General features: G+C 54.6%; 26 protein-coding genes and 1 tRNA gene. 18 read left to right on the top strand and 9 right to left on the bottom strand.

All coding sequences use genetic code 11. The features are described 5' to 3' along the window. Nucleotides 1–391 precede the first annotated feature (391 nt). Complete coding sequence (locus tag ACR0MP_RS10620) at nucleotides 392–649, top strand: hypothetical protein (protein WP_480886712.1); 258 nt, start codon at nucleotides 392–394, stop codon at nucleotides 647–649. A gap of 100 nt (nucleotides 650–749) precedes the next feature. Here the strand turns inward: ACR0MP_RS10620 and ACR0MP_RS10615 are convergent, their stop codons facing one another. Next, nucleotides 750–1568 carry a nucleotidyltransferase domain-containing protein gene (locus tag ACR0MP_RS10615; RefSeq protein WP_480886711.1) on the bottom strand — a complete coding sequence of 273 codons (819 nt, stop codon included), beginning with the start codon at nucleotides 1566–1568 and terminating at the stop codon, nucleotides 750–752. Between the two features lie 111 nt (nucleotides 1569–1679). After that, nucleotides 1680–2081, bottom strand: a complete 402-nt coding sequence (locus tag ACR0MP_RS10610; protein WP_480886709.1) for a hypothetical protein — start codon at nucleotides 2079–2081, stop codon at nucleotides 1680–1682. 439 nt (nucleotides 2082–2520) lie between these two features. On the opposite strand from ACR0MP_RS10610, the gene ACR0MP_RS10605 reads away from it, so the two are divergent. The 5 genes from ACR0MP_RS10605 (at nucleotide 2521) to ACR0MP_RS10585 (ending at nucleotide 9340) form a co-directional block, all read left to right on the top strand. Then, complete coding sequence (locus ACR0MP_RS10605; protein WP_480886708.1) at nucleotides 2521–3039, top strand: hypothetical protein; 519 nt, start codon at nucleotides 2521–2523, stop codon at nucleotides 3037–3039. Between the two features lie 327 nt (nucleotides 3040–3366). After that, the gene (locus ACR0MP_RS10600; RefSeq protein ID WP_480886707.1) at nucleotides 3367–4134 is read left to right on the top strand and encodes a hypothetical protein; all 768 of its coding nucleotides are present in this window, start codon (nucleotides 3367–3369) and stop codon (nucleotides 4132–4134) included. 149 nt (nucleotides 4135–4283) lie between these two features. Beyond that, nucleotides 4284–6488 (top strand): hypothetical protein, encoded by a 2205-nt coding sequence (locus tag ACR0MP_RS10595; protein ID WP_480893743.1) that lies wholly within the window; start codon nucleotides 4284–4286, stop codon nucleotides 6486–6488. 379 nt (nucleotides 6489–6867) lie between these two features. Beyond that, nucleotides 6868–7377: a hypothetical protein gene (locus tag ACR0MP_RS10590; protein WP_480886704.1), complete on the top strand. Its 510-nt coding sequence runs from the start codon at nucleotides 6868–6870 to the stop codon at nucleotides 7375–7377. 232 nt (nucleotides 7378–7609) lie between these two features. Further along, nucleotides 7610–9340, top strand: a complete 1731-nt coding sequence (locus ACR0MP_RS10585; protein WP_480886703.1) for a pentapeptide repeat-containing protein — start codon at nucleotides 7610–7612, stop codon at nucleotides 9338–9340. Between the two features lie 153 nt (nucleotides 9341–9493). Here ACR0MP_RS10585 and ACR0MP_RS10580 read toward each other — a convergent pair whose 3' ends face one another. Then, on the bottom strand, nucleotides 9494–9949 hold the full coding sequence (locus ACR0MP_RS10580; protein ID WP_480886701.1) for a hypothetical protein: 456 nt from the start codon (nucleotides 9947–9949) through the stop codon (nucleotides 9494–9496). Nucleotides 9950–10396: 447 nt separating this feature from the next. On the opposite strand from ACR0MP_RS10580, the gene ACR0MP_RS10575 reads away from it, so the two are divergent. Then, nucleotides 10397–11170, top strand: a complete 774-nt coding sequence (locus ACR0MP_RS10575) for a hypothetical protein (protein WP_480886700.1) — start codon at nucleotides 10397–10399, stop codon at nucleotides 11168–11170. A gap of 195 nt (nucleotides 11171–11365) precedes the next feature. On the opposite strand, the gene ACR0MP_RS10570 is transcribed toward ACR0MP_RS10575, so the two are convergent. The 6 genes from ACR0MP_RS10570 to ACR0MP_RS10545 all read right to left on the bottom strand — a co-directional run bounded on the left by ACR0MP_RS10570 (nucleotide 11366) and on the right by ACR0MP_RS10545 (nucleotide 16101). Next, on the bottom strand, nucleotides 11366–11659 hold the full coding sequence (locus ACR0MP_RS10570; protein ID WP_480886698.1) for a hypothetical protein: 294 nt from the start codon (nucleotides 11657–11659) through the stop codon (nucleotides 11366–11368). A gap of 293 nt (nucleotides 11660–11952) precedes the next feature. Then, entirely contained in the window at nucleotides 11953–12222 is a 270-nt protein-coding gene (locus ACR0MP_RS10565; RefSeq protein ID WP_480886697.1) for a hypothetical protein, read from the bottom strand. A 183-nt stretch (nucleotides 12223–12405) separates the two neighbouring features. Continuing rightward, nucleotides 12406–12482 (bottom strand) — tRNA-Arg (locus tag ACR0MP_RS10560). A gap of 64 nt (nucleotides 12483–12546) precedes the next feature. Then, nucleotides 12547–13929, bottom strand: a complete 1383-nt coding sequence (locus ACR0MP_RS10555) for a sensor histidine kinase (RefSeq protein WP_480886695.1) — start codon at nucleotides 13927–13929, stop codon at nucleotides 12547–12549. Nucleotides 13930–13947: 18 nt separating this feature from the next. After that, entirely contained in the window at nucleotides 13948–15366 is a 1419-nt protein-coding gene (locus ACR0MP_RS10550; RefSeq protein WP_170392868.1) for an FAD-dependent oxidoreductase, read from the bottom strand. A 3-nt stretch (nucleotides 15367–15369) separates the two neighbouring features. Beyond that, a complete protein-coding gene (locus tag ACR0MP_RS10545; protein ID WP_170392949.1) occupies nucleotides 15370–16101 on the bottom strand; it encodes a TVP38/TMEM64 family protein in 732 nt (243 codons plus the stop codon). A 295-nt stretch (nucleotides 16102–16396) separates the two neighbouring features. Between ACR0MP_RS10545 and rpmH the strand changes: the two genes are divergently transcribed. The 11 genes from rpmH to ACR0MP_RS10490 all read left to right on the top strand — a co-directional run bounded on the left by rpmH (nucleotide 16397) and on the right by ACR0MP_RS10490 (nucleotide 25304). Further along, nucleotides 16397–16531 carry a 50S ribosomal protein L34 gene (rpmH, locus tag ACR0MP_RS10540; RefSeq protein ID WP_005980833.1) on the top strand — a complete coding sequence of 45 codons (135 nt, stop codon included), beginning with the start codon at nucleotides 16397–16399 and terminating at the stop codon, nucleotides 16529–16531. Nucleotides 16532–16557: 26 nt separating this feature from the next. Beyond that, nucleotides 16558–16983, top strand: coding sequence for a ribonuclease P protein component (rnpA, locus tag ACR0MP_RS10535; RefSeq protein WP_170392869.1), 426 nt, complete (start codon nucleotides 16558–16560; stop codon nucleotides 16981–16983). Further along, nucleotides 16980–17213 (top strand): membrane protein insertion efficiency factor YidD, encoded by a 234-nt coding sequence (gene yidD / locus ACR0MP_RS10530; RefSeq protein WP_170508727.1) that lies wholly within the window; start codon nucleotides 16980–16982, stop codon nucleotides 17211–17213. Before rnpA ends, yidD begins: the two co-directional genes overlap by 4 nt. Before the next feature lie 38 nt (nucleotides 17214–17251). Continuing rightward, nucleotides 17252–18136: a tRNA 2-thiocytidine(32) synthetase TtcA gene (ttcA, locus tag ACR0MP_RS10525; RefSeq protein ID WP_170402750.1), complete on the top strand. Its 885-nt coding sequence runs from the start codon at nucleotides 17252–17254 to the stop codon at nucleotides 18134–18136. Nucleotides 18137–18206: 70 nt separating this feature from the next. Further along, a complete protein-coding gene (locus ACR0MP_RS10520) occupies nucleotides 18207–19748 on the top strand; it encodes a GGDEF domain-containing phosphodiesterase (RefSeq protein WP_170402753.1) in 1542 nt (513 codons plus the stop codon). Nucleotides 19749–19874: 126 nt separating this feature from the next. Continuing rightward, nucleotides 19875–21698, top strand: coding sequence for a membrane protein insertase YidC (gene yidC / locus ACR0MP_RS10515; RefSeq protein WP_170737482.1), 1824 nt, complete (start codon nucleotides 19875–19877; stop codon nucleotides 21696–21698). After that, nucleotides 21695–22432: an MOSC domain-containing protein gene (locus ACR0MP_RS10510; RefSeq protein ID WP_170402759.1), complete on the top strand. Its 738-nt coding sequence runs from the start codon at nucleotides 21695–21697 to the stop codon at nucleotides 22430–22432. The genes yidC and ACR0MP_RS10510 overlap by 4 nt, the downstream gene beginning before the upstream one ends. Then, nucleotides 22429–23082 (top strand): ribosome biogenesis GTP-binding protein YihA/YsxC, encoded by a 654-nt coding sequence (gene yihA, locus ACR0MP_RS10505; protein ID WP_170402761.1) that lies wholly within the window; start codon nucleotides 22429–22431, stop codon nucleotides 23080–23082. Before ACR0MP_RS10510 ends, yihA begins: the two co-directional genes overlap by 4 nt. 147 nt (nucleotides 23083–23229) lie before the next feature. After that, nucleotides 23230–24093, top strand: coding sequence for an acetylglutamate kinase (gene argB / locus ACR0MP_RS10500; protein WP_170392876.1), 864 nt, complete (start codon nucleotides 23230–23232; stop codon nucleotides 24091–24093). A 15-nt stretch (nucleotides 24094–24108) separates the two neighbouring features. Beyond that, nucleotides 24109–24810 carry a ferredoxin gene (locus tag ACR0MP_RS10495; protein ID WP_480761626.1) on the top strand — a complete coding sequence of 234 codons (702 nt, stop codon included), beginning with the start codon at nucleotides 24109–24111 and terminating at the stop codon, nucleotides 24808–24810. After that, a complete protein-coding gene (locus ACR0MP_RS10490; protein WP_170402764.1) occupies nucleotides 24807–25304 on the top strand; it encodes a SixA phosphatase family protein in 498 nt (165 codons plus the stop codon). Before ACR0MP_RS10495 ends, ACR0MP_RS10490 begins: the two co-directional genes overlap by 4 nt. Nucleotides 25305–25332 lie beyond the last annotated feature (28 nt).

The raw sequence follows: 25332 nt of genomic DNA, 5'->3' as shown, positions 1-25332 counted from the left end.
TTGCGTCTCGCATTCAGTTTCCGAAACCTCGCACCGAAGTAAGCGCTGAAAAGGTAATCTTTGTCAGCTTCGCGGTAAACGGAGGGCAATATAACGAGCGCCAGATTTGGCAACCATTGATGTTTGATACTTCGATAACAAACCGCAAACGTCGCTGAACGGGTGTTATGTGAAGCGATCTCTGGTTGAGTGGTCCGTCCGTCCACAGCCTACCGGCCCAATCGCCTAACACCACATTGAGCGGCTTTTTCCCGCCCATTGATCTTGTTCGCCCAGTCCGATATTCAGACCGGCTGCGTTTTCGGCCGTCTATCCGAGCCCAGCCCAAAACCAACGAGCCAACCGATGGAGGGTGCCATGTAGTTCAGAAACTGCATGAAATGCCAATGACATGGCCCATTACAAACGCAAACGTCCCCGTACCGTACTTGGGAACGGGGACTCACGCCTAGGTCTGAGCCATCGTCTCGGAAAAGACCCGGATGATGTCCGATGGCTTGGCAATTGGCCACGCTTTCACGACATCACCTGTCAAACGCGTCCGACGAGACACAAATCCAAGGCTCTTGCGTTCGGCATCCTGAAAGGCGCTGATCCTGACGACCTAGTCTGGCCCGATGGGCGCAAACCCCACCACTACTATTGGTGAGAATGTGCGGCGGAAGCATTACATAACTCCGCCGCGCACTTTGGCCCAGGTGGCTGTTGAGACGACCGAAGCAGTTTGGCCCGTTGCGGCCATCGATAGATCACGAACCAAGTCCCGCTTCTTTTCTTACGATGTGCCGCAGCAAGTTATCGGCCTCGGCCCTGAGGTCGAGGCGATCTTCGTTCTTTTTCACCACGGCTGCCCACGCCATTTGATCGTGTATGAAATCATCAATGATCGCTATGCGCTGCCCACGGCCCATTTCCTTGGTTTTGCTTTTTGACACCAAAAGCCTGTCAATATGCCCGAGTAGGTTGGGAGACAGGTCCTGATCTTTCATGAGATCATGCAGGTTCATCGGCGGTGGCGTATCGGGTATCTGCCTGATCCAGGAGATCGCCAAGGCGGGTCGCAGTATGTAGAAATACGCCTTGAAACTCACCTCCTGGCTCTCACCAACATGCTTGTCCCACTGTTTCTTTGCCAGGTTGCGATAGTGGTGCAGACAGGATTCGCCGAAGGTCGTCTTGGATGCGAAGGCAATCAGCCGTTCACATATCACATCATTCCACCTGTACCTGATAGGACTGGATAACCATTCCAACATCACAGGGTTTGGTTTGATCAACAAACCAAGTGCTTTACGAATATCCCACCCGTTAATGTCCCAATCGCCCTCGATCGGCAGTTCGATAACATCACGACCGGGCTCAATGCTCAGATACCAGTCTGGCCGATGTACGTAGATGAAGCGTACATCATAATCACTGTCTGGAGACGGGAAACCCCACGCACGGCTACCGCTTTCAATGGCGAACAGCACTCGGACATCATGATCCGCTTCTATAGCGGTAAGCTTAGATTGGATGGCCTGCTCGATCTCAGGTGAAACGCTGGACGCGAAGGTTAGACGGTTCATTGGGTTTCTCGCAGTATCAAGACGGCCATCCGGAAAGGTACATCATGGTTTTATTAACAAGACCTGGGGGAGCAACCGCGGCGCTGTGGCTACTGAAACCGTCGGATCAGATTAACTCGTTACTCTGTTCGCCAGTTCACGAACTATTCCCTGTATCTCTTTCGGATAAGCGCGAACAAACCCGGCGTCACAGGGGATCGTCTCGATTTCTCTTCGGTCCAACGCCCGAGCCAAATGGATCGCTGCGGGCTCAATGTGCTCTGCCATTTGGCCAAGCGTCACATACACCTCTGCAAACGCCTGAATGCTCTCTTCAGTGATGTAACACCGGTAGTGCTGCGTGTCCGGGTTTCGCGCTTTTATCTGCTTCAAATATCCACCATCCCTTAACCGTCGGATAGAACCGACGCTAATTCTCAGACGCGCCGCCGCATCCTTAAGCGACAGATCGCCGGAAAACACACGCTCCGATTTTTCCAAGGTCTCTGTGTAGTCGATCAGAATTCCTGCCAATCCATCAACGTCCGGGTCTCTCCAAACGCCGGTCAGTCGGCCTGCTGCCCAATCAGAAACAACGCGAGCCAGGGGCAACCAGCTCTGTTGGCAGTATTCTGCGAGGGGCAGCCTATGACGCGCCGGTGATGCGACGCGCAGGCCTTCAAGCCTAGTTAGCAAGGTCTGCACAGAGGAGGATGTCACATAGCGCAGAGACGTTCCAAAACGATGGGCTTCCAGAACATTCTGCCGGATCAGCGACTTTATCGTTGTGTCTCATGACTTGACCTCGCGAATGGAGTCGATTTTTCAACTATCCCAAATAGATTTGATCGTGCGCACGGCAGTCAAATCTTTTAAACGATGCCCTAAATTGCAAAAGCACCTTCTTGAAAGCAAAAGCATAGAAATGGCGAATTGAAGACAAAGCCGTATGTAGTTTGCCCGCGATGTGTGGATGGTTAAGAACGACTACGATACTTTCCGAAAGATAGACCCGGCGGCAGTTACACGCTGTCATATTCGTTTGCAAAAAAATGGTGATCTCTGCGCGACGGTCTGGTTAAAAGCCAAACCAGGGCTGCGTTTTCAATTCTCGTCGAAGCATCTCGTTGCAGACTTTCATGCCATAGAAATGCTCAAAGATTTACGTGCACGGTACTACTGTTCTCGCAAGTCTCTTTGGAGGCTACTGGATCAGCTGGGTTTGGATCCATGGGAACGTGCCATCAAAGATTATAAATCGCGCATGTCCTTGGCGCAGGTAGCAAAGCGCCATGGTTTGAAGCAAACCACACTTTCAGACGGCCTGAAGCATCGCGAAGTTCCAATTCGCTCAGGAAGGCCTCCTATTCAATTCGATAGCACCGAAGTTCAAAAAGCGCTTCAAGACTGCCCTTCAGTCAAAGAACTGAGCAGAAGGTTAGGGTCTTCTTGGGACAAAGCGAAAAAGCAGTGGAAATCTTTTGAAGGATAGGCACCCATTTGATGCCTGTTTCGCGAGATTTACGATGTACGACAAGACTTATCGCTAGATCTCTACGCTCACAGAACGATTGCGGACCTGCGATGAGAGCCCATGGCCGCCGTTGCTGTCGAACTAGAATGCCGCCAGGGCATTATGCAGCTACGATCAAAAGCTGACATCCAGGGTCGGCTGCAGTTTGATCCCTGCAATCCGTTAGCTCACCCTTGTCGGTTTAAATGAACCGCAATAAGTCGGAGGCAGACTTTCATTTTTTGCTTGCCTTGTACCCCATCATAAGGGGTCGAAACCTATCTGCGTAAACTTAGGAGACTGCACATGCGCCCAGTCGACATGGATAAAATCGAGACTTGGCCAAGTGAGGTGATCGAATTCCTGACTACACATTCAAAAGAACTGCTTGTCGAGCGAGAAGCCGAACGCCAGTATGATCTATCCTCGAGCGAAACCCGGATCATGACCAGATCTCCAGCTATGCCGCGTTGGGGTGAAGCAAATGCCTTGATAAAAACTGCAATGTCTGGTCGCGAGGTGATGGCCTTCCACGCAACAAGGTTGTTTGATTTCGAAGAAGTCAGGCGGGAGGGCCTTCTGAAACTGAACCTCGTGCAGCATATTGCCCGTCTCAAAAGGCATCTTCAATCCGTAGGTGCAGGCGACGAACTGGCAGAAGTCGATTTTGCCGTTGCAAAGATGCTCGAAGCAGACAGTTTCTTCATCAAACGCGAGGGTGCCGTTTGGGCGACGCCAAACCGTGAGTTTCTTCACGATGGCGGATGCGAGGTCTTCTACGAATCTTGTGGCGGCGAGGCTCTCGAGCGAATTGCAACATACGCCGGTGGAAAGCTGGAACAGCGGCTCAAATACCTTGGGAAGCCTGCGGTGGTGATCATACGTTACCCGGTGTTCGGCTGGTGCGAATTCACCAACAATAGGCTGCCGCGGTCAATGATCGAACTGCACTTGCTCAAACAAGGCAACTGGGAAGGTGCTGACTATGGGTGGGACATCATGATTACGCGGGATATCCCTGTCCGAAACGTCCTCGACGTGGTGCCGCTAGAGGATCCAACCGTTGCAGCCTAAAGCGGAGGGGTTCCAGATTCTTAGCGTATCTATGAGCCCCTAAGCTGCCGTTTCCCAGACTCATGTGATTGCAAACGCAGCATGGTGGCCCGGCCCTCATGCGCCGCTCACAAGGGATCGTTTCCCAGTCCCAGAAGCTTGATACACTGATGACAGACACGTTGGAGCACGCGACTGATAGCCCAAACCAATCGGCTTCTGTAGTGGCTGTCAAAAATGCGCTGACACGCCGTTTTAATGCCTCTCTCAGTGATCTGGTGAAGAAACACGGCCGAGATCTGTTGGGGCGAGGAAAAGACCAGGCAGGGATTAAGAACATCGTTCGGGAACTTCACGGCGAAAGTTCCGGTGACAACGCTGCATTGGCGATCGCAAGAAGCGTTCACGACGCCCTGGACGAAATGCGACTTGCATTCAATGAAGCAGGTGGCTTGATCTCAAAGCTGGAGAATTGGGGGCTACCCCACGACCACAACCGTACGGCCCTACGAAAGGCAGGTTTCGATCAATGGGCGAACGCCATTCGGGATCGACTGGCCTGGGAGAGGATTCCGGATCTCGTCAAAGGAAAACCGTTGGCGGATGCTGGTCGGGCGCCAGCATTGGATGTTCAGGATCGCGTGCTGCGTGAGGTCTGGGACAACATCGTCTTTGGGCGCGAAAGCCTCAATCCCAAATATGGGGCGCTGCAGGGAGAGTCGCTGGTTTCGCGCAACTCCCATCGTCGGGTTTTGCACTTTCGCACCGCAGACGACTGGATCGAGTACAACCGTGTCTATGGATCAGGCACACCTTATTCGGCGATTGTGTCTCACGCACACAAGATGGCCCGAGATATCGCTTTAATGCGCGAGTTCGGCCCAAACCCTAAGCTTGGGTTCGATTACAGGACTGATCTAGCGACGGCACGTGCCCGCGAATTGGGTCAGGCCGATGTTGCCCATAGGATCGAAGGTAACGCCGAACACGGTCGACGCATGATGGCGATATTGAGCGGATCGCTTGTTCCAAAGGGACCAGCGGGTGAAGCTGTTGCGCGTTTCTTCTCCACCACCAGGCATGTGCTTACCGCAGCGTTTCTCGATCGGGCGATCGTTGCAAGTATCTCGGATCTGAATTCAATGCGATTGGCAGCACAAACTGTTGGCATGAGTCCCACCAGTGTTTTCAAGCGTCATACGGATCTCATGGCTAATCGTATGACCAGAGAGGAAGCACTGCGGGCCGGTTGGATCGCAGATACTCTGGTCAACCCGGGATCAGCGCTAGAACGCTTCCAGTCCGAAATGCCACCCGCAGACCTGGCAGAACGGTTGAGCAGTGGAATACTCCGCGTGCAGGGGCTATCGGGATGGACCGACTACGGCCGCATTGCTTTTCAGATGGAGCTCTCAGGCTATATCGCGTCGCAGGCTGGGCGCGCCCTGAATGAAGTGGATGAACCGCTTCGCACCCTGCTCTCCGCCAAATCAATTACCGAACAAGAATGGCGCGCGTTCACGCGCTCAGAGCATCTATTCAAGGCCGGGAACGGGGCGACCTTCGCAAGCCCTATCTATTGGAGACAATCCACGGATCTTGAGGCGTCAAAGGCTGACAATGTGTTCGACAAGCTGCAGGCCATTTTTGAGGAGCAAACGGAATTCGCGGTACCAACACAGAGCATTTGGGCTCGCGCCTTTGTGGAGGGGACTCAACCACCCGGTACAATCGGCTACGAAGTCGCGAAGTCAGGCCTGATGTTCAAGTCGTTTGCCTTGACCTTCACGGTTAACCAGATCCGACGCATCGCTGCTATGCCGACGCTTGACGGAAAGATCGGATACAGTCTCAATCTTGCGGCCGGTGCTACCGTGATGGGAGCGATATCCCTGCAAATTACGCAGCTGTTAGATGGAAAAGATCCGCTCCAAATGGATCAGCCAGACTTTTGGACTCGGGCCGCTCTAAAGGGCGGAGCCTTCGGCATCATGGGGGACATCGCGGCATCCGGATCAGGCCGCTACGGCGGTATTCCATCCTTTGTAGCCGGACCCATTCCGCAGGTTGGTCAGGACACCTTCAGGCTGATCTTTGGCAATGCTGCCGAATTGGCCACGGGTAAAGACAGCAATGTAGGCCGTGAGATCAGTAGGACATTAGACAGATACACACCCGGCCGTGATCTCCCGGTTATTGGTTTGGCAATGGACAGGCTGTTCTGGGACCATCTCCAGACACTTCTTGACCCAGAGAGCGCAGCGAGAATGAAGAAGCGCGCGGCTCGGGCTGCGAATACGGGGAATGCATGGTGGTTGCCCGGTTCAATTACTCCAGACAGAGCCCCTAGCCTGGCAAACAGCGCTGGAAAATGAGGGGTGAATTTTTTGTCTCAGATGCGATTGGCTGACACGTTAGTTCCGCCACCGCCTATGATAAATGGGTCTCTCGCGAGCGGGTAACTCCACTCTTATGCCGAAGTCTGTTCACAGAATCCCCAACATACAACGCGATTCCGGGTTACTTACTGGTTTAGGCGTTGTCTACATTGCAGATTGATCTGAGCACTTAGTCACCGGAATGCCAGCCTAGTTTTGCTTAGTACAAGCAACAGGGGTGTACGGCCGTTCAATGGCTGCCTTCCGTAGTGCAGTTCTTCGACACACAAGGTCTCAGAATATTGTTGGTTAAATCCTTGCCTCGACTATGGCCTCATAGCATCTTCCAATTTGCATTCTAAGAAAGAGCAAACCATTGATTGATCCCGAAATACTCGACTTCATAGAACGCTTTCAGACCCTACTTGTTGGTTTGTTTGGTTTCATAGGTGTAATTTGGACGCTAAGAGCCAATGCCAGACATGCAAAAGAAGAGCATCAAAGGCAAACTAATACTCGGCGAATGACACTGCGGCGTATTTTGGCGGCTGAGTTTCGCAGCTACAACCGTGCACTCAAGGCTAATCTCCAAGCGGACGATCCAGAAGATGAATATCTCTCAGTTGGCAGGATCCATAGGCTGTTTTCAGAAGACCTAGCGGCCGACCTCGGCCTGCTAGACCCAGATGAGGTCGATGTCGTCGTAAATGCCTTGATTAGTCTGGAAGGTATGGACCAGTTTTTGGGGCATATTTCGACTGGGCAAACGGAAAAACGGTATCTTGTTCCCGCTTCCGCGATGGACAATTTTCGCTTCATCACTTCAACCACTGTTGATGCGCTCGACTACGCGATTGAAGCCCTGGAGCTTTCAGGCGAAGCGTGAAGAGACTTTCTCGTTTATTGGGGCATAGGAGGTGGCGCGCAGGCGGTTGACCGCGCGGTAAGAGCCCCTTACCAGACTATCACCGTACATCGAGTTTTTGCTCGTGCAGAAGGTTCTGAACCGCGCCTTCCGGACATTCAGAACCAAACGCCAAATAGCAAGATGAGTGGACGCGACTGCCATTTAAATTTTTCAAAGGTGGCATAGCATCAGCCAGCAAGCGCACTGCCTTATGCTGCTTGACGAAAAAGGCTGGTTTCCAAGCCTTGCCTCGACCGTCAGATCAATTCTATATGCGACGGCCAATCCGCACCTAGATGCGGCATTCCCGGCCGCGCAACACATAGAAATTGCTTCACAGATTATAATGACGAAAACCCATCTTATGCCCGCAAACCAGAACCCCTGGTATATTCTTATGACACTCCATGGGGAGCAACTTGGTGACCAGATTGACTGGGATCTGCACCGAAGAAATTCAACTGAATGGAACCGTTGGATCGGTTCTCGAATTGACCCCATACTAAGGGAAGAACTGAGAGAGGCGGGCGTTCTCATCTCTAGTGGAACCAGCACGAAAGACTCAGAAACATTCAAGAAGCTCTACACCGAAGTGTTTGCAAGGCGTAATGGCACCGAGAAGCCATTGCCTGAAATACCAAGTGCCTCAAGTTCGATTGATCTATCTGACTTTAGGCTAGACAACATATTTTCTTGTCGTGGCTTTCAGTTCAACTCATCGGTGGACATCACAAACTGCGAGTTTCAGAAGGCCGCCGATTTTTCAGAAGCAGTCTTTGCCGACGGTATGGGTATTAAACACGCCTGCTTCCTGGACGAACTCCGGTTTGATGGCTCGTATTATCACAAGCCGATGAAAATTGGGAAATCCGATTTCAAAGCAGGAGTATCTATGACTAAGTGCCGGTTTGCTTCGACATTTAGCATCAGCAACAGCACAAAGTTTTTTGAGGGGTTGTATGCAGGGGGCTCTGAATTTTCAGGATATGCTGAACTTAAGCACTGCCATTTTCGCAACGGCTCGGACTTTGCTGGATGTGAGTTTAAAAGAAGCGCGGATTTCGGCGCATCTCTTCTTGATGAGGCGACTTTTCAGAATTCGGAATTCAAGGCGAATGTAAGTTTCATTGGCACCATTTTTACGCAAGGAGCAGCCTTCAACGAGGCCAAGTTTCGCGAGCTTGTTCAATTTTCTGCGGCAACATTCAATCAAGGAGCTGACTTCCGCGGCGCTATATTTGACAAACACGTTTACTTCACCAATGGCAATTTCGCCGTTGCAAACGAGACATTTCAAGACAGAGTGTCATTTCAGGATTGCACGTTCTTAGGCCCCGTTTCATTCAAGAAAGCAAATTTCAAGAACGTTTACCCTGACTTCACAGGCGTTTCACTTCCAGACACGGCGACGTTCTCAACAGGCCGAGAGTATTGGCCCGACAAAACCCATCAGGCACCCGAGCAGGTCGTCGAGTCCTGCGCTGCAATCCGACACCATTTGGCTAAACAAGGATTACCAGAGGAGGAACATTTCTTTTTTCGGCGAGAAATGAACTTCAGGGCATTGGTAGGCGGATGGCCTCAGAGATTTTTGTTTTTCCTCTATAGAAATGCCGCCAGCTATGGACATTCGATCGCCCGCCCTTCCCTTTGGCTGGCGGCGGTGTGGCTCATCGGATTTGCGATGTTTTGGGGTTACTTTTCTGGATGTTGCTATGTTCAACCAACCAAAAATATTTCAAGCCCATTCAGCCAGGCTTTCGGCTTGAGCTTTGCCAACCTGTTTCCGTTGTTCGGTTTTCACCGATTGTATTTTGGCGCCGACTTCATGAAGGAGTTGCCAGCTTCCCTGCGGTTTTTCTCTTCCGTTCAAACCGTTGTCAGCTTGCCTCTGCTATTTCTATTGGGCTTAGGGATTAGGCAACGCTTCAGGCTGAAGTAACTCCTCCATACAACCAGCCCCAGCCGTTGCGTCTTGGCGCTGCCCTCGTTGATCAAGTTGCCAGCTAAAAACATCGATAGCTGTCAAGCGCATCAAAGCGGCCGTTCGTGATGATCGGCGCTGCTAACGCGGCGAATGGCAACTGTGTGGCCATTAAGTGTCGAGTTCGTTTTGTTCAGCATTTTGAGGGACTACCTCAACGACCTGCTGCCCAGGTTTGACGTATTCATAGCCCTGTGGAGCTTGCCGGGCGTCGACGTGAACCGCAACTTGAGGGGTCTTGCCTTCACTCGCTAGGAACTCTGCCATACGAGCCCTGATCGTCTCCGACTTGGCGTTGTGCATTAGATCAAGTGCCACCTCGATAGCCCTAGCTTTCGCCATAGTTCGCAGTTGCTCTGCTTCATGGATATAGGCACGCTGAACTTCTTCGTAGTGTTCCTTAACCGCCGACCGTTTCATCGCTTTGTAGTACCCGGCAGGCGACAACCCCGCTTCTGCGCAAGCCTTGTCGATCGTCAGGCCGCTGCGAACACGAAGTTCGATGGCCTTGCGAAGTTTGGACGATATCCGAGGTTTGGGGGCGGGGATTGTGGCGAGTTTTGTCATGTGCAAACACTAGGTTTAAGAGGTCCTCTTACGTATGCACCTACGTTGCGGAAACTGAGATAATTTACACAGAGCCGACCTCTGGCACACTGGGAGACCTGTGATGGCTTACCGAATTTGTCAGATGACCGCTTTGAGTCCATTTTGACGGATGCTGCACGATCAACGAATGACGGCTACGCGTACAAACTAGACATTGCAGAACTGCAGAGTTCTTGCTGCATTTTGGCTCGGGTAGCCATTCTGCGCCATGGTCAATGTGGATATTCGATCCATTTCCACTTTGAGGAGCATGCAAGCAGGGATAAGACTTTCCGTAGGAACTGCGAGAAGTCCTCTGTAGGTCATGGATAGGAACGATTTACCAGCTTTTGGGTGCTGGATGGCTCCATTCTCAATGGCTTCTGGGAAGTTCTGTTTTGATAAGGGAAAAGCAGTCTAGGCCCCATGAGAACCGAACAAACAGACGCAGAAAAATTCTTACAACGAGAGCTTCTCAATTTTTTTGGCGGACAAGATTTTGAATTTGTTGATAGAGCGCAAGAGGACAAACCGGATTTTCTGTTTTCTCTGTCGGGCCGAGTTGTTGCTTGCGAGGCGGTGCAGGTGCCGCCGTCAGAGGTGTTTCGATATGTCCACAAGAGACTTCACGAATGTCCGGATGACCGAGCGATTGGGACGCGCGTCACATGGGCAGAAGAGCCGCATATGTGGGTCGCGTCAGCAGTTAAGAGAAAGCGCTCCAAGATCGTCTCGTACAAACGTGCCACAGGAGCGGAACAGTGTTGGTTGCTCGTGCATACCCCGATCCAAGACAGCCAAGTCTTCGTCCGAGGAGACTTCGCATGGGAGAGGCAAATGCTGCGATATGGTGCATCGTGCGTACCAAGTGGCTTCGATAGAGTTCTATTTTGGGACCCTAAAGCGGGTATGCAGTTCATTCACAGGAGGGGAGAAAAGTATCGTCCTGTGACGTTCGATCTGTCAAAGGGCTATCCTTCGCGTTCATTTACCTTTTTCTCTGCGCCGTTTTCGACCGTCGCGATTGGAGAACCTCCGCGTGAATACGACTACGGCGAAATAGAAATGAGAGACATTTTTGTGCCACCGATGGACAAGCAATTTGCTGGGCTAACGCCGGCAGGGCGCCTATGGAACTACAAGCTCAAAATCACCGCTTACGAAGATCGTGCCGAAATGCACCCGGAGATCATCCGATAGAGATAGCTTACCTATTGGGGGAGCTTTGCCCTAACGGCTGCTTTGAGCTGGGACCGGTCATTGCAAACCGTGAACCGAATGGCAGCAAAGTCCGCAAACTGACTAGGTAGCATGGGGGCAGGTTGCTGCATGTTAGCAACAACTATGCAAACGAGGGTCAACTTCCTATTCGTCACAATGTTGCGCCGACGTCTCTCAGCCCTCTACAGTGACATCTGTTAGGGTCGCACGGGAGCGCATCTCTCGGGTCGGGTACTGGCCCACAGCGTGGTATTCGCGACTGGATACCGCCTCATCGTTTACTGCAAAGTGAGCTAGCCCACCCGATGGATGGAGTACTTCGGATCGTTGCCAATCGATCATCAGTTTCGGGTCCCGCGCTGCGAATGCCTCAATCTTTTCTGAGATCGTATGGGCAGAAAAATACTGACAAGGCACCAAGACCTTCTCGCCGCGCGATATCCGTTCGACAATCTCAGAGTTCTTCATATCTTCCTCCATCAACTTCGGGAGAAAGTCTCCAATCAGATATTCGAATGGCCGATGCACAGCATCAAAACGATATACAATTGCTCCAAACACATATCGGATTGCCTCCAATCAAATATGCAATTGACCAGTTAAATTATGAAAATTTCAAGAGGCTCGCGACTGCGAAAGTGGACACCGCATCTGATCGCGCGAATTTTTCCCCCGCCCCCTCAATTAAATGGCCCCCCGGGGTGCTAAACACGAGGGGTTCTTTGTACTCTCAACGCTGATCGCAAACTTGAACGATTGCCCTAGCCGTTGACCAACTTGGGGCTGTCCTTTGTTGCATTCGGCCAGTGAACTGAATGGTCGAGAGCTTCGATCTGATCAACAAGCATATCAGTGGATCTGCACAAGGCTTTTGAGATACCATCGAAAGCCTTTCGCGTTTGGGGATGCAGTTCTTGTAGTCCCCCATTGTCGAAGAAGAGTGCGTTGTCCAGTGCTACTGCCAAACCCGCGGCCTCCATGGCCAAGCCTAGCATTTCGTCACAGAGTTGTTTCGGTGAGTCGATAGTCATCCTATTTCCTTTCCAATTTGGTGCTTGAGAACCCGACACTGGCAGAACAGCGCGCGGGTAGTTCGAGCTCAGAAACAACAAAGAAAGGACTTCGGAGATACACCATATGTTGGGCAAAATGTGGGGCAGAGAAACTCAAAATCCCAATTTCACGTTATTTTTCATGATGTTGGATTTACCAAGTGGCGGACCGAGGAGGATTCGAACCCCCGACCCCTTGATTCGTAGTCAAGTACTCTATCCAGCTGAGCTATCGGTCCGCGTTGGTGAGGCGGTATTTAGACCTGAGGCCGAGGGCGCGCAAGTCGATTCTTCAAAAAAACTTCAAAAAGTCATATCACCGCGTGGAAGCCTTATTTCAAAGGTGGTTCCATCTGGCCCTGTGTCTTTCAGAAACAGATCTCCGCCGTGGCCCCGCACCAGTTCTTGCGAAATCGCCAACCCAAGTCCCGAGCCCCCTTTGCGAACACCACCCTGAAATGGTGTAAACAGATTCTCTCGTGCCTTTGGGGGCAGGCCTGGACCTGTGTCGCTGATTTCGATGCACCAGTCGGTATCAAGTTCGGATGCCGACACGGTTACACGACCCGCCTTGCCCGACGTCAGAAGCGCCTGGCGGGCATTGCGCACGAGGTTCATGATAACCCTGAAAATCTGTTCTGGGTCGGCACGGATAACAAGATCTTCGGGTACGTCGTTCACAATCTCAACGCAGGCATCGGCAATGGCGAGTTGCTCGCTGGCGACAACATCTGCGGTAACGTCCCGCAAGCGCACCATGGTCAGGGTTGGGGCTGGTTCTTCGGCGCGTCCGAACGCCAAGGTGCTTTCGCACAAAGAAACCGCCCGCGTGATCGAATTGACAAGTTTGGGTGCCATTCGCGCCACCAGGGGGTCATTGCTGGCCTCAATTCGATCGGTAAACAGCTGAGCAGACGTCAGAATGTTGCGCAGATCGTGGCTGACCTTAGCCACCGCCCCGCCCAACTGGGCCAGACGTTCACGTTGTTTCAGGGCCTGGGTCAGATCGGTTTGAAGCATCTGCAGGGCCTCTTCGGCCTCGCGCAGTTCGGTCACCTTGGAATTGGGGGAGATGATGCCGCGCGCATCCTCAGGTGCGCTGGCATAGCGCTGCATGTAGCCCACAACGCTTTTGATCGGACGCACCAGTACCACGCGCACAGCCAGAAACAGGAACGAGGCCGTTATGATTGAGATCACAAAGGACAGCCCAAGGATGCGGAGACCATAATCCGTCATGGCCATACGCAAAGGCTCACTGTCCATTGTCACCTCGATCAACAGTCCTGCGTCTTTGACCGGCGCGCCGATCACACGAATGACCTCGTTTTCGGGGGTAAACAGCCTCGAGACCGCATCACGGATCAGCACCCAAGCGCTGGCATTACGCAAATCAAAGGTCTTGGTGATCTGGGTCGGGATCGGTGAAGACAGCATGAGCTGACGCACCTCGTCGCGGCGCAATACGACGTTATAGACCCCCGCATTTGACAGCAATTCCGCTTCAAGCTCATCAGCCAGCATATCGTCGGCCAACAAAGCAAGCGAGGCGATCTGGGCGCGTTCCAGCCGGTTCAGCAGAAAATCTTCACGGAAGCGCGCGATCGAGGGCACAAAGATCAGTACTTCGGCCAACATGACGAAGACCGTCGTCAGGATCAGAAATCGGCCCGACAGCGAGTTCACTTTGCGCACCTCCTTGGGTCAGGGAATCCAGCGCTGGACGAACCTGACCACTCTTTTAACCATTTGATTCTCAAACAGCCTTGGAGAGAAATAGGCCCCTGCCACACGTTTGTTAAGCTCTCCGACCGTTGGGTAAGGCGAAACCATCGCTGCGATCTGACCCATCTTGAGATTATTGGCCAGCGCCAGCGACCACAAGTTGATCAATTCTCCGGCCTGATATCCGACGATTGTCGCGCCCACTGGTCGGCCCTTTACGACCATCACCTTGATGAACCCCTTGGTCTTGCGCTCGGAAACTGCGCGGTCATTGTGGTGATAGTCGAACCGGGCAACCTCCACCGCGTCGCCATGCTGTTCACGGACTTGTGCCTCGGTCAGGCCGACCTGTGCCAGTTCGGGATCTGTATAGGTGGCCCATGGGATATGAGCGGTCTTCGCTTTCGACGGAAGCCCCAGTAAGGCAGAGCGGATGATGATCCCAGCATGATATCCGGCGACATGGGTAAATTGCAGCCCACCTGCAACATCACCAATGGCATAGACCTTGCGATTGCTCGTGCGTAAAGAGTCGTCCACCTTGATGCCTGCCCGCGTGCTGTCGATCCCGGCAGCGCCGAGGTTCAGACGGTCGATATTGGCCTTGCGTCCGACGGCCAGCAACAGATGAGAGCCCGCGTAGACCTCATCATTCTCAGTGACCACCTCAATGGTGCCTGCATTTTCTCGGATCTGGGACACCATGGCGTTTTCATGGATTTCGACACCTTCAGTCCGAAGACTATCCAGCACGACGGCTGCAGCTTCAGGGTCGTCTTTGCCCAGCGCACTAAGGCCCTCGATCACGGTCACTTTGCAGCCCAGCCGGATATGCGCCTGCGCCATTTCCATGCCGATGGGACCTCCGCCGATGATCAGCAGGTGCTCGGGCTTATCGCGCAGGTCGAATATGGTCTCGTTGGTGTAATACGGTACTTGATCCAGCCCGGGCAGCGGCGGCACCAAGGGCGATGAACCTGTGGCCACCACGACGCGACGGGCGGTGATCAGGTGATCTCCGGCCTGTACCTGCGTGGGTGAGATGAAGCGACCGTACTCCCGGATTACCTTGACGCCAAAGCCTTCAAAACGCTCCTGACTATCCATGGGTTCGATCTGGGCGATAACACTCTGCACATGATCCTTGGCAGCTGCGTAATCCACTTGTGGCATCGCATCCGCGACGCCAAAAGCCGACGCGTGGGCCTGAGCATATGCAGCCTTGCCGCTGGCGATCAGAGCTTTGGATGGGACACAGCCGAAGTTCAGGCAATCCCCACCCATCTTGTGGCCTTCCAGCAGGATGACATCCGCACCCATCTGGCTGGCCCCGGCGGCTACAGACAACCCGCCTGACCCGGCCCCGATCACCAGGATATCGGTTTTCAACTCTTGCATGGATCAGGAACCCTTTCGACCACGGAGGGATTTGATGACAATCGGCAGCGCTGCCAGCGCGCACAAGCCAATAATTGGCCCGATCACGAAGGGTTCCCATAACAGCGAGACATCAGGGGTTTCGCCGCGATCAAAGACACCACCCAGCCCAACACCAATCCAGGTATAGACAATCCCACCAGGGATGATGCCCAGCGCCGTCGTGATCAGGAAGTTTCGGAACTTTACCCCAACCAATGCGGGCACCAGATTGGCAACGAAGAAGGGCACCACAGGTACAAGACGCAGCAGGAACAAAACCGAGATTTCATTCTCACGCAGCCCGTCCTTCAGTTTCTTGACCGTCCCTTCCGAGGCTTCAAGCTTGGCGGTCAGAGATTCACCCAAACCCCAGCGTGCGGCTAGAAAGATCGTCGAAGCGCCTATGGTTGCGGCAAAAACATTAAAAGCCGTTCCTGCAAGCAACCCGAACAGGAACCCACCGGTCATCGAAGCAACCGCAGCGCCAGGCAGCGAGAAGGCAACAATAATGATGTAAATCCCCACGAAAGCCGCAGCCATCGCCCAGTAGTTTGAATCGCGCCAGGCCAGCAAAGCCTCGCGATTGTCGCGCAGGGTTTCAAAGGTCAGATAGTCGCCCAGCGCAAAGAACCCCACGGCGGCAACGGCGAGAATCACCGCCAAAGGGATATGACGTGCCAGCCCGTTGCGCGGGATCTTGGTGGTTTCGTTCATCTGGGTAGCAGGTTCTTGTTCATTCATCTTGCCCACAACATGCGCCGCCCGCGCGCGCTGCAACAGAGGCCTCACGGGGCCTTGATGTTTATGGCACTTAATGTGAGGGATACGCGCTCTGAACCCGGTTTTTGAAATCTTTTGCCCGGGCAGATTACAGATTTGTTGCAAAACGCACCAAAACCCCCACCTAGGGGTTTGACTTACCCCCCGCTACCCAGTAGAGGACGGGCTTCGAACACTAGGGCTAGGCGAATCCGCGCCGCACCCACCGCTATAGATTGGAGACGGAGCGATGAAACGCACCTATCAGCCTTCGAACCTGGTTCGCAAACGCCGCCACGGTTTCCGCGCGCGCATGGCTACCAAAGCCGGCCGCAAAATCCTGAACGCACGTCGCGCACGCGGCCGCAAGTCGCTGAGCGCATAAGCCGCTCGACCTTTCAGGTTATGAACATGACGCCGCCGGAGGCCCCTGAGGATGGTAACAACCAGCCGAGGGTGATGCCCCCGGCGGCGTCCGTTTGCGCATCTGAATCATTGACCGTACTGCAGAATCGCTCGGACTTTCTGAAAGCCGCGCGGGCCAAACGGCAAGGCACTGCATCGATGATGGTGCAGGCGCGTAAACGTGGCGCTGATGAGGCTGCGGGCATTCGCATCGGGTTCACCTGCTCAAAGAAGGTCGGCAATGCCGTCGCCCGCAACCGCGCCAAACGCCGCCTGCGTGAAGCCGCGCGAGCCGTATTACCTATTCATGGGCATGCGGGCTGGGACTACGTGTTGATCGGCCGCGCCGAGGTTACCGCTGCACGGCCCTTTGATGCGCTTAAAGACGATTTGCGCTATGCGCTGCGCAAAATACACGGGGGTGGCAAATGACCCTCTTTGCCCATCTCCTCGCCCTGCCCGTCCGGGCCTACCGGTTGATCTTCAGCCCCTGGGTTGGATTTAACTGCCGCTATCAGCCGACTTGTTCCGCCTATGCACTGGAAGCGCTTGATAAACACGGCGCCATCAAGGGCGCATGGCTGGCGGCGCGCCGGATCGGGCGCTGCCATCCGTGGGGTGGCGATGGCTATGACCCTGTGCCCGACGACGAACGACCCTGACCCTTGCCCGGTTCACCCAACTGCGATAGGCCCAGCCCATGTTTGATGAAGCCGACGATATCCATCCGCTTTTTGCCGGTGCGCCTTCAACCACCGAGTTCAAGAAGCTGCGCAAGCGCATCGTGCGCCAGACGCGCGAGGCCATTGAGCAGTACGGCATGGTGGACCGCACCGCCGAAGGTAAAACACCCCGCTGGTTGGTCTGCCTGTCGGGCGGCAAGGACAGCTATACCCTTCTGGCGGTGCTCTACGAACTGAAATGGCGCGGTCTGCTGCCCGTGGATCTTCTGGCCTGCAATCTGGATCAGGGGCAACCGGGGTTCCCGGCAACAGTCCTGCCAGAATTCCTAGACCGTATGGGGGTGCCACATCGGATTGAGTATCAGGACACCTATTCCGTTGTGATGGACAAAGTTCCGCAGGGCCGCACCTATTGTGCGCTGTGTTCACGCCTGCGTCGGGGCAACCTCTATCGTATCGCGCGCGAGGAAGGTTGTTCCGCAGTTGTGCTTGGCCATCACCGCGATGACATCCTTGAAACCTTTTTCATGAACCTGTTCCATGGCGGTCGTCTTGCAACCATGCCACCAAAACTGGTGAATGAAGAAGGTGATCTGTTCGTCTATCGCCCGCTGGCCCATGTGGCCGAGGCGGATTGCGAGAAATTCGCCAAGGCGATGAACTATCCCATCATACCCTGCGATCTGTGCGGCAGTCAGGACGGGCTGCAGCGCCAACAGGTCAAGCAGATCCTCGATCAGTGGGAAAAGAACAGCCCCGGCCGGCGACAAGTGATGTTTCGGGCATTGACCAATGCGCGGCCTTCGCATCTTCTGGACCCAAAACTGTTTGATTTCGCAAATCTTTCGATCGATCCGATTCAAAAAGACGAAAATTCAGACGATATTCCCCAGTTACGTTAACGCCTGACTCAGATTGATTTCCTACGGTTGGCTTGCGCGATCCTAGCCCAAGCTGAAGGCCGTAAAACCTATGCGGAAATTCCTGTTTGTCGACCGTTGTTCCGAAACGCTGCGGATATTTCTCACCGGACCGCAGGTTCTGGCATTTATTCCCGCGGCGTGTTTAGCCGCCTTCTGGTTGGTCGGTGAACGTGCACTTGTTACCACGGCTTTGGGTTTGCCCCTTGCTTTTGCCGTCATCGGAAATTGGGGAAGCCGTTCTTATACAGCCCACAGTTCAGGTATGCGCCCCAGCGGCCTGGTTCCATATGACGTATTCCAATCAGAGTTGGAGGCGTTGAGTGAATCGGTCAGCAAATCAGGTGAGAATGCCGCCTGTATCGCAATTGCTTTGGACGGCTATGCCGAGCTTCAGGATCTGCACGGTCAGGCTGCCGCCACTCATGTAAAGCAGCAATTCAGTGATCGTATCCTGTCGATCATCCGAAATCAGGACATCTTTTCGCAGATCGATCAGAACCGGTTTCTCATTGGCCTGCATCCCTCCCCACATCTTGATCTGGAAGCCTGCATTCAAATGTCTGGCCGCATCCAAAGCGCAGTCGAAGAGCCGCTTTTGTTGAATGGCACAGGAGTTTACCAATCCTGCTCAATCGGATTCTGCCTGCATTCAGACCTGCGACAGGTCGAGGCTGATGAGTGGATTGGCGCCGCCACCGCTGCACTGTCCGAAGCGCAAAGAAGCGGTCCCTCGACCATACGCGCTTATTCAACCGGGACCCGTCGGCGATCCCTGGTCCGAGCCAATTTGAGAAAAGAGTTCGAGGCGGCATTGGACAATGGAGAGATTCGGCCCTGGTTTCAGCCTCAGGTTTCAACGGATAATGGGAACATCACAGGGTTCGAGGCTTTGGCAAGGTGGGAGCATCCAATAAAAGGTGTTCTCAGCCCGCAGGTATTCCTGCCCTTCGCCAAGCAAGCCGAACTGATGGAGCGGCTAGGCCAAATCATGCGTCACCATGCTTTTAAAGCGATGCAAGCTTGGGATCGTGCAGCATGCGTTGTGCCCCGGATCGGTATCAATTTCTCATCCGATGAGTTGCGCAATCCCGGCTTGATCGACCGCCTGAAATGGGAGTTGGATCAGTTTGATTTGACACCGGATCGGCTGGCGGTTGAGATTTTGGAAACCGTGTTCTCGCGCAGGCCGGATGACGTGATCACGCGGAATGTAACCGGCATGGCTGCGCTTGGATGCTGTATCGACCTGGATGACTTTGGAACCGGCCATGCCTCGATCGCCTCGATCAAGCGGTTTGACGTCTCGAGGATCAAGATTGATCGGACATTTGTCACCAAATCGGATCAAGATCCCAGCCAGCAGCAACTGGTCAGCGCCATTCTGACCATGGCTGAACGTCTGAACCTCGAGACGCTCGCCGAAGGCGTGGAAACGCCCGGCGAGCACGCGCTGATGGCGCAATTGGGCAGTAACCACGTTCAGGGGTTCGGAATTGGAGAGCCAATGCCATTTGAGCAGACCCTGGATTGGATCGCGGCGCATCGTGCCAAGATCAGGGGTGCATCCAAGATCGGTCGCAAAATGGGATGAAATCTGCAATTACGGTGCGCCAAATCCAGCGTCTGGGCGATTCAACGGGCGATTCCGCTTGACCTTTGGGGCTGCACTCTGTTGAACCCACCGGGTGTGTTTCACTGCTCAAGGTGGCTGTCCCCGATGGACGATCAGAACAAAAATCTCATCCTTGCAACCGCGCTCAGCTTTCTGGTGATCCTTGTCTGGTTCGTGCTGTTCCCACCGCCGGAATCAACCACGACGCAGGACGCTGCAGAAATTGCAGCTCTGGAAGGCGACGAGGTGCAAACACCCAGCGCGACCAGCACCGTGGGTGAAGCCACAGCGACCGCCGAGGAAACACTGCCAGAGGAACAAGCCCCTCGCGTCAACATTGACACCCCCCGTCTGAAAGGCAGCCTGTCCCTGTCCGGCGGGCGGATCGATGAGCTGTTTCTGAAAGATTACAAAGTCTCGATCGAAGAAGGCGCGCCTATTGTTGAGCTGCTGTCTCCGGTTGGTTCGGAATCGGCTTACTATGCCCTTTACGGCTGGGCACCGGGTACAGGAGTTGCAGGTGCGGATGTCCCGGGCCCCAACACGCTCTGGACATTGGAAGAGGGTGAGACGCTTGGCGTAGACAACCCCATCACGCTGGCCTGGGACAATGGCAATGGCCTGACTTTCCGCCGCACCATCGCGGTCGACCAGGACTACATGTTCACAGTTACCCAATCGGTTGAAAACGCGACCCAATCCGAGGTGGGCATGGCCCCCTATGGCATTCTTGCACGCCACGGTATTGGTGAAGACGGCGACCTTCCGGGCCTGAAAAACTTCTTCATCCTGCATGAGGGTGTGATCGGCATGGCGGACGGCACGCTGTCAGAAGTTGACTATGGTGATGTCCGCGATTTTGACATCGACCCGAACGAACGGGCGCAGGCCGAGGTCTATCAGGTCAAGGAAGATGGCTGGATCGGCTTCACGGATCACTACTGGATGACCACGCTGATCCCAGAGCCGGGCTCGACCTTCAAAGCAGCCGCAAAATATGACTCGCGCCGCAAAATCTATCAAACCGAAACGGTGCTGCCGACGCTGACTGTAGCGCCGGGTGAGACTGCCGAAGTGACCACACGCCTGTTCGCTGGTGCCAAGGAATGGGAAGCCATTCGGGAATACCAGGCGGAAGGCGTCCAGAAATTCATCGACAGCATCGACTGGGGCTGGTTCTTCTTCCTGACCAAGCCGATCTTCTGGCTGCTACACAACATCAATCTGCTGATCGGCAATATGGGCTGGTCGATCATCGGCCTGACCCTGATCATCAAGGCGATTCTGTTCCCGCTGGCTTTCAAATCCTACGTCTCGATGGCCAAGATGAAGGAACTGCAGCCCCAGATGGAAGCCTTGAAAGAGGCCGCAGGGGATGACCGCCAGAAGATGCAGCAAGGCATGATGGAGCTGTACAAGAAGGAAAAGGTTAACCCGGCCGCAGGCTGTTTGCCGATCCTGATGCAGATCCCCATCTTCTTCTCGCTGTACAAGGTGATTTTTGTCACCATCGAACTGCGTCAAGCCCCATGGTTTGGCCCGTTCCAGGACCTCAGCGCTCCGGATCCTACCTCAATCTTCAACTTCTTTGGTTGGCTGCCTTGGGCGGCACCGCAGCCTGAAAGCTTCATGGCGCTGATCTTTATCGGTATCCTGCCACTGCTGCTGGGTATCTCGATGTGGCTGCAGCAGAAACTGAACCCGGCACCGACCGATGCAACACAGGCGATGATCTTTGCCTGGATGCCATGGGTGTTCATGTTCATGCTGGGCGGATTTGCCAGCGGTTTGGTGGTCTACTGGATCGCGAACAACACGATCACATTTACCCAGCAATACCTGATCATGCGGAGCCAGGGCTATACGCCCGATGTATTCGGCAACATCAAATCAGGCTTCAAACGCACGCCAAAGACGGACGACAAATGAGCGGTTCGGTCACCAGCATTTGGCGGCACCCGATCAAAAGTCACGGGCGTGAACGCCTTGATCGCATTACCATGATCCCCGGGCATACCATGCCCGGGGATCGTGTTTGGGCGGTTGCACATGAGGCGTCGAAAGCGGATGGATCGGAATGGGCACCCTGCGCCAATTTCAGCCGAGGCGCGAAGGCCCCTCAGTTGATGGCAATCTCGGCGCAGCTGCAAGGCGACTCGGTCACGCTGAGCCATCCCAATCGCCCCGATCTAAGCTTTGAGCCCGACGCGCATCAGGACACCTTTCTGGACTGGGTCAAACCGCTGATGCCTGCAGATCGCGCTGCGTCTGCCCGCATTGTCCGCGCCGCTAATCGCGGCATGACGGACAGCGATTTTCCTTCGATCAGTTTGTGCAACATGTCGTCGCATCGGGCGGTCGAGCAGAAGCTAGGCAGGGATCTTTCTATCGCTCGCTGGCGCGGAAATATCTGGTTCGATGGCCTGCCGCTGTGGAATGAGCTCGACTGGATTGGCCGCGACATCCGGATCGGCGAGGCCGTTTTTCATGTGCGCGAACGCATCACGCGGTGTTTGGCGACAGCCGCCAACCCTGATACGGGTGAGCGGGATGCCGACACACTGGGTGCGCTGAGCAGCTGGGATCATCAGGATTTTGGCGTTTATGCCGAAGTTCTGGAAGGCGGCACCATTCACACCGGTGACGAGGTTCAGGTTCTATGACCCCACTTCCCTTTCCACTAGCTGAAACGCCAGATGAATTCGCAACGGAAACCGGTCGAAAGCTGTTTGCCGGGCCATCCGAATTCGTCAAAGGCGTCGTTGCCATGGATGGCCTGCCTGCCCCCGATCGGCTGGAGGTATGTTTCGCCGGGCGTTCGAATGTCGGTAAATCCAGCTTGATCAACGCGCTAACGGGCACCAAGGGGTTAGCACGTGCCTCGAACACGCCGGGGCGTACTCAAGAAATCAACTTTTTCACGCAAGGGCCTGAACTCTATTTGGTCGACCTGCCTGGGTACGGGTATGCGAACGCGCCGGTGAAGGTCGTGGAAAAATGGCAACGTCTGCTGAAACAGTATCTGAGTGGACGTCAGACCCTGCGCCGTGCCTTCGTCCTGATCGACTCGCGCCACGGGGTGAAACCTGTGGACGCCGAGATCATGAAGCTGCTGGATACCAGCGCAGTGACCTTTCAGTGCGTTCTGACAAAGGCCGACAAGGTCAAAGCAAAAGACCGGGAAAAAGTGCTGGACCAGGTGCGCGCCGCGCTTTCGAAACATCCTGCGGCCTTCCCCGAGATCGTGTTGACCTCATCCGAGAAGGGCGACGGCATTCCGACCCTGCGTTCGATCATTGCGCATCTGGAGTGACGTTGTTCAGCAATATCCAAGTCATGAGCTAAGGAAGCCGGGCTGCGCCCATCGGGTACGGCCCGTTCAGATTGGCTGTTTCCGCGATCCGGTCTTGGCACCATCCTCCAAACGCCCTAACACAGGGTCCCAGAGGGACACTCAGCCATGAAGACACGAGATATGAACCGGGATTGGATCGCCACCGCCGCCACATTGAACAGCGCCCTGCCCTATCTGCAGCGATACGACGGTGCGATTGTCGTCATCAAGCTAGGTGGCCACGCCATGGGCAGCGACGAAGCCATGGAAAGCTTTGCGCGCGATGTGGTGCTTATGCGTCAGGTTGGCGTAAACCCGGTCGTCGTGCACGGCGGTGGCCCAATGATCAATGCGATGCTCGACAAACTGGATATCCAGTCCGAGTTTGTGGGTGGTAAACGCGTGACGGACAAAGCCACAGTCGAAGTGGTCGAAATGGTCCTGTCGGGCCTTGTGAACAAGCGGATCGTGCAGGCGATCAATGCGCAGGGTGGCATGGCTGTGGGTCTGTCGGGCAAGGATGCCCATTTGATGATGTGCGAACAGACCGACGCCTCGCTCGGGTTTGTCGGCACACCGTCCGAGATGAACCCCAAAATCCTGCATGACCTGTTTGCGCATGATGTTATCCCTGTGATCGCGCCGCTGGGCGCAGGTCGGAATGGCGAAACCTTCAATGTGAATGGCGACACTGCAGCCGGGGCGATCGCCTCAGCTCTTAAGGCAGACCGCCTGCTACTGCTGACCGATGTAGCGGGCGTCAAGAACGCAGCAGGCGATGTCGTGACCGAGCTCAAAGCTGGCCAGATTCGTGAGATGACGCGTGAAGGCACTATTGCGGGTGGTATGATCCCAAAAACCGAAACTGCGCTGGACGCGCTGCATAATGGCGTTCGGGCGGTCGTTATTCTGGACGGGCGCGCGCCTAATGCGGTGCTGCTAGAGCTGTTCACCGAACACGGTGCCGGTTCTCTGATCCGACCTGACTGAGACGTCGGAGGTGGTATGGCGCGGCAGAGCGGGCATAATGCGGTAACAATGATGCCAATCACCGAACCCTATCGAATTGTTGAACAAGCTGCTCAGGATGTGGGTCTTATGGTCATGGGTGCACTTCATCCAAGGCCCAGTGAAGCAAAGCAACTTGATGACGGAACCCTAATCCTTCTGGGGGCTGCGGGGGCATTCTGGCCCGCTCTGAAGGCCTCGGCTGAGTGGCAGGATGGCCAACCCGACCCGGTTGATCGCTGGTCCAGACGGGTGATCGGCCAGCTTGCGCGGGACATGAGGGGCACCGCCTACTATCCGTTCGGCGACCCACCATACGCACCCTTCATTGACTGGGCACTTAAGTCCGGTCGCACCTTCAGCAGTCCGGTCGGGGCCCTGGTGCACGATACGGTAGGGATGATGATGTCATTCCGTGGTGCGTTGCATTTTGCGGATGAGTTCTCAATTCCATCCGTTTCTCAATCGTCACCCTGCACAGAATGCCCCGCGCCTTGTGCAACAACCTGTCCGGTTGGGGCATTGAACACCCACAGCTTCTATGACGTGGCAGCCTGTCATGATCATCTCGATACCAAAGCAGGACACAGCTGCATGAATAAAGGCTGCCTTGCCCGGCTCGCCTGCCCTCTCAGCGCCGGCGCAGAGCGCCAGCCAGAGCAATCTGCGCATCACATGAAAGCATTTCACCGATCATGACCCGCACACTGATCCTAATGCGCCATGCCAAGTCCAGTTGGGGCGATCCCTTTGCCGAAGATCACGACCGCCCGTTGAACAATCGAGGACGCAAATCGGCCCCCGCGATTGGGGCGTGGCTGCAAAGCAATGGCTGGCTGCCGGATGACGTTATCTGCTCAAGCGCCAAGCGCACCCGGGAAACGTGGGACAGGCTGGGGCTGAGCACCCCGGAAATCCGCTTTACCCCCGCCTTGTATCTGACAGGCCCCGATGAGATGTTCGCCGAATTGGCCACAGCCACCGGCAATACCGTACTAATGCTGGGGCATAATCCCGGCATCGCTGCTTTTGCAAATCGGCTGGTACGCAACCAGCCCGATCATTCGAGATTCTACGACTATCCGACTTGTGCAACGACTGTAGTCCGGTTCGATATCCCCGACTGGAATGCGCTCGAATGGCATCAGGGTGAGGTTCTGGGCTTCACGATCCCACGCGAGCTGCTGCAATAGAAAAAGGCGAGGTCGACACCCCGCCTTT

This window comes from Ruegeria sp. K3, from assembly GCF_056531845.1.
Note: the sequence above shows the minus strand (reverse complement) of the source record. Positions and strands in the feature narration are given on the sequence as shown.

Excerpts from the sequence above, each read along its gene's own strand:
- ACR0MP_RS10620 (WP_480886712.1), top strand. The coding sequence starts at position 392 with ATGGCCCATTACAAACGCAAACGTCCCCGTACCGTACTTGGGAACGGG.
- ACR0MP_RS10615 (WP_480886711.1), bottom strand. The coding sequence starts at position 1,568 with ATGAACCGTCTAACCTTCGCGTCCAGCGTTTCACCTGAGATCGAGCAG.
- ACR0MP_RS10605 (WP_480886708.1), top strand. The coding sequence starts at position 2,521 with ATGGTTAAGAACGACTACGATACTTTCCGAAAGATAGACCCGGCGGCA.
- ACR0MP_RS10600 (WP_480886707.1), top strand. The coding sequence starts at position 3,367 with ATGCGCCCAGTCGACATGGATAAAATCGAGACTTGGCCAAGTGAGGTG.
- ACR0MP_RS10595 (WP_480893743.1), top strand. The coding sequence starts at position 4,284 with ATGACAGACACGTTGGAGCACGCGACTGATAGCCCAAACCAATCGGCT.
- ACR0MP_RS10585 (WP_480886703.1), top strand. The coding sequence starts at position 7,610 with ATGCTGCTTGACGAAAAAGGCTGGTTTCCAAGCCTTGCCTCGACCGTC.
- ACR0MP_RS10580 (WP_480886701.1), bottom strand. The coding sequence starts at position 9,949 with ATGACAAAACTCGCCACAATCCCCGCCCCCAAACCTCGGATATCGTCC.
- ACR0MP_RS10575 (WP_480886700.1), top strand. The coding sequence starts at position 10,397 with ATGAGAACCGAACAAACAGACGCAGAAAAATTCTTACAACGAGAGCTT.
- ACR0MP_RS10570 (WP_480886698.1), bottom strand. The coding sequence starts at position 11,659 with ATGAAGAACTCTGAGATTGTCGAACGGATATCGCGCGGCGAGAAGGTC.
- ACR0MP_RS10565 (WP_480886697.1), bottom strand. The coding sequence starts at position 12,222 with ATGACTATCGACTCACCGAAACAACTCTGTGACGAAATGCTAGGCTTG.
- ACR0MP_RS10550 (WP_170392868.1), bottom strand. The coding sequence starts at position 15,366 with ATGCAAGAGTTGAAAACCGATATCCTGGTGATCGGGGCCGGGTCAGGC.
- ACR0MP_RS10545 (WP_170392949.1), bottom strand. The coding sequence starts at position 16,101 with ATGAACGAAACCACCAAGATCCCGCGCAACGGGCTGGCACGTCATATC.
- rpmH (WP_005980833.1), top strand. The coding sequence starts at position 16,397 with ATGAAACGCACCTATCAGCCTTCGAACCTGGTTCGCAAACGCCGCCAC.
- rnpA (WP_170392869.1), top strand. The coding sequence starts at position 16,558 with ATGACGCCGCCGGAGGCCCCTGAGGATGGTAACAACCAGCCGAGGGTG.
- yidD (WP_170508727.1), top strand. The coding sequence starts at position 16,980 with ATGACCCTCTTTGCCCATCTCCTCGCCCTGCCCGTCCGGGCCTACCGG.
- ttcA (WP_170402750.1), top strand. The coding sequence starts at position 17,252 with ATGTTTGATGAAGCCGACGATATCCATCCGCTTTTTGCCGGTGCGCCT.
- ACR0MP_RS10520 (WP_170402753.1), top strand. The coding sequence starts at position 18,207 with ATGCGGAAATTCCTGTTTGTCGACCGTTGTTCCGAAACGCTGCGGATA.
- yidC (WP_170737482.1), top strand. The coding sequence starts at position 19,875 with ATGGACGATCAGAACAAAAATCTCATCCTTGCAACCGCGCTCAGCTTT.
- ACR0MP_RS10510 (WP_170402759.1), top strand. The coding sequence starts at position 21,695 with ATGAGCGGTTCGGTCACCAGCATTTGGCGGCACCCGATCAAAAGTCAC.
- yihA (WP_170402761.1), top strand. The coding sequence starts at position 22,429 with ATGACCCCACTTCCCTTTCCACTAGCTGAAACGCCAGATGAATTCGCA.
- argB (WP_170392876.1), top strand. The coding sequence starts at position 23,230 with ATGAAGACACGAGATATGAACCGGGATTGGATCGCCACCGCCGCCACA.
- ACR0MP_RS10495 (WP_480761626.1), top strand. The coding sequence starts at position 24,109 with ATGGCGCGGCAGAGCGGGCATAATGCGGTAACAATGATGCCAATCACC.
- ACR0MP_RS10490 (WP_170402764.1), top strand. The coding sequence starts at position 24,807 with ATGACCCGCACACTGATCCTAATGCGCCATGCCAAGTCCAGTTGGGGC.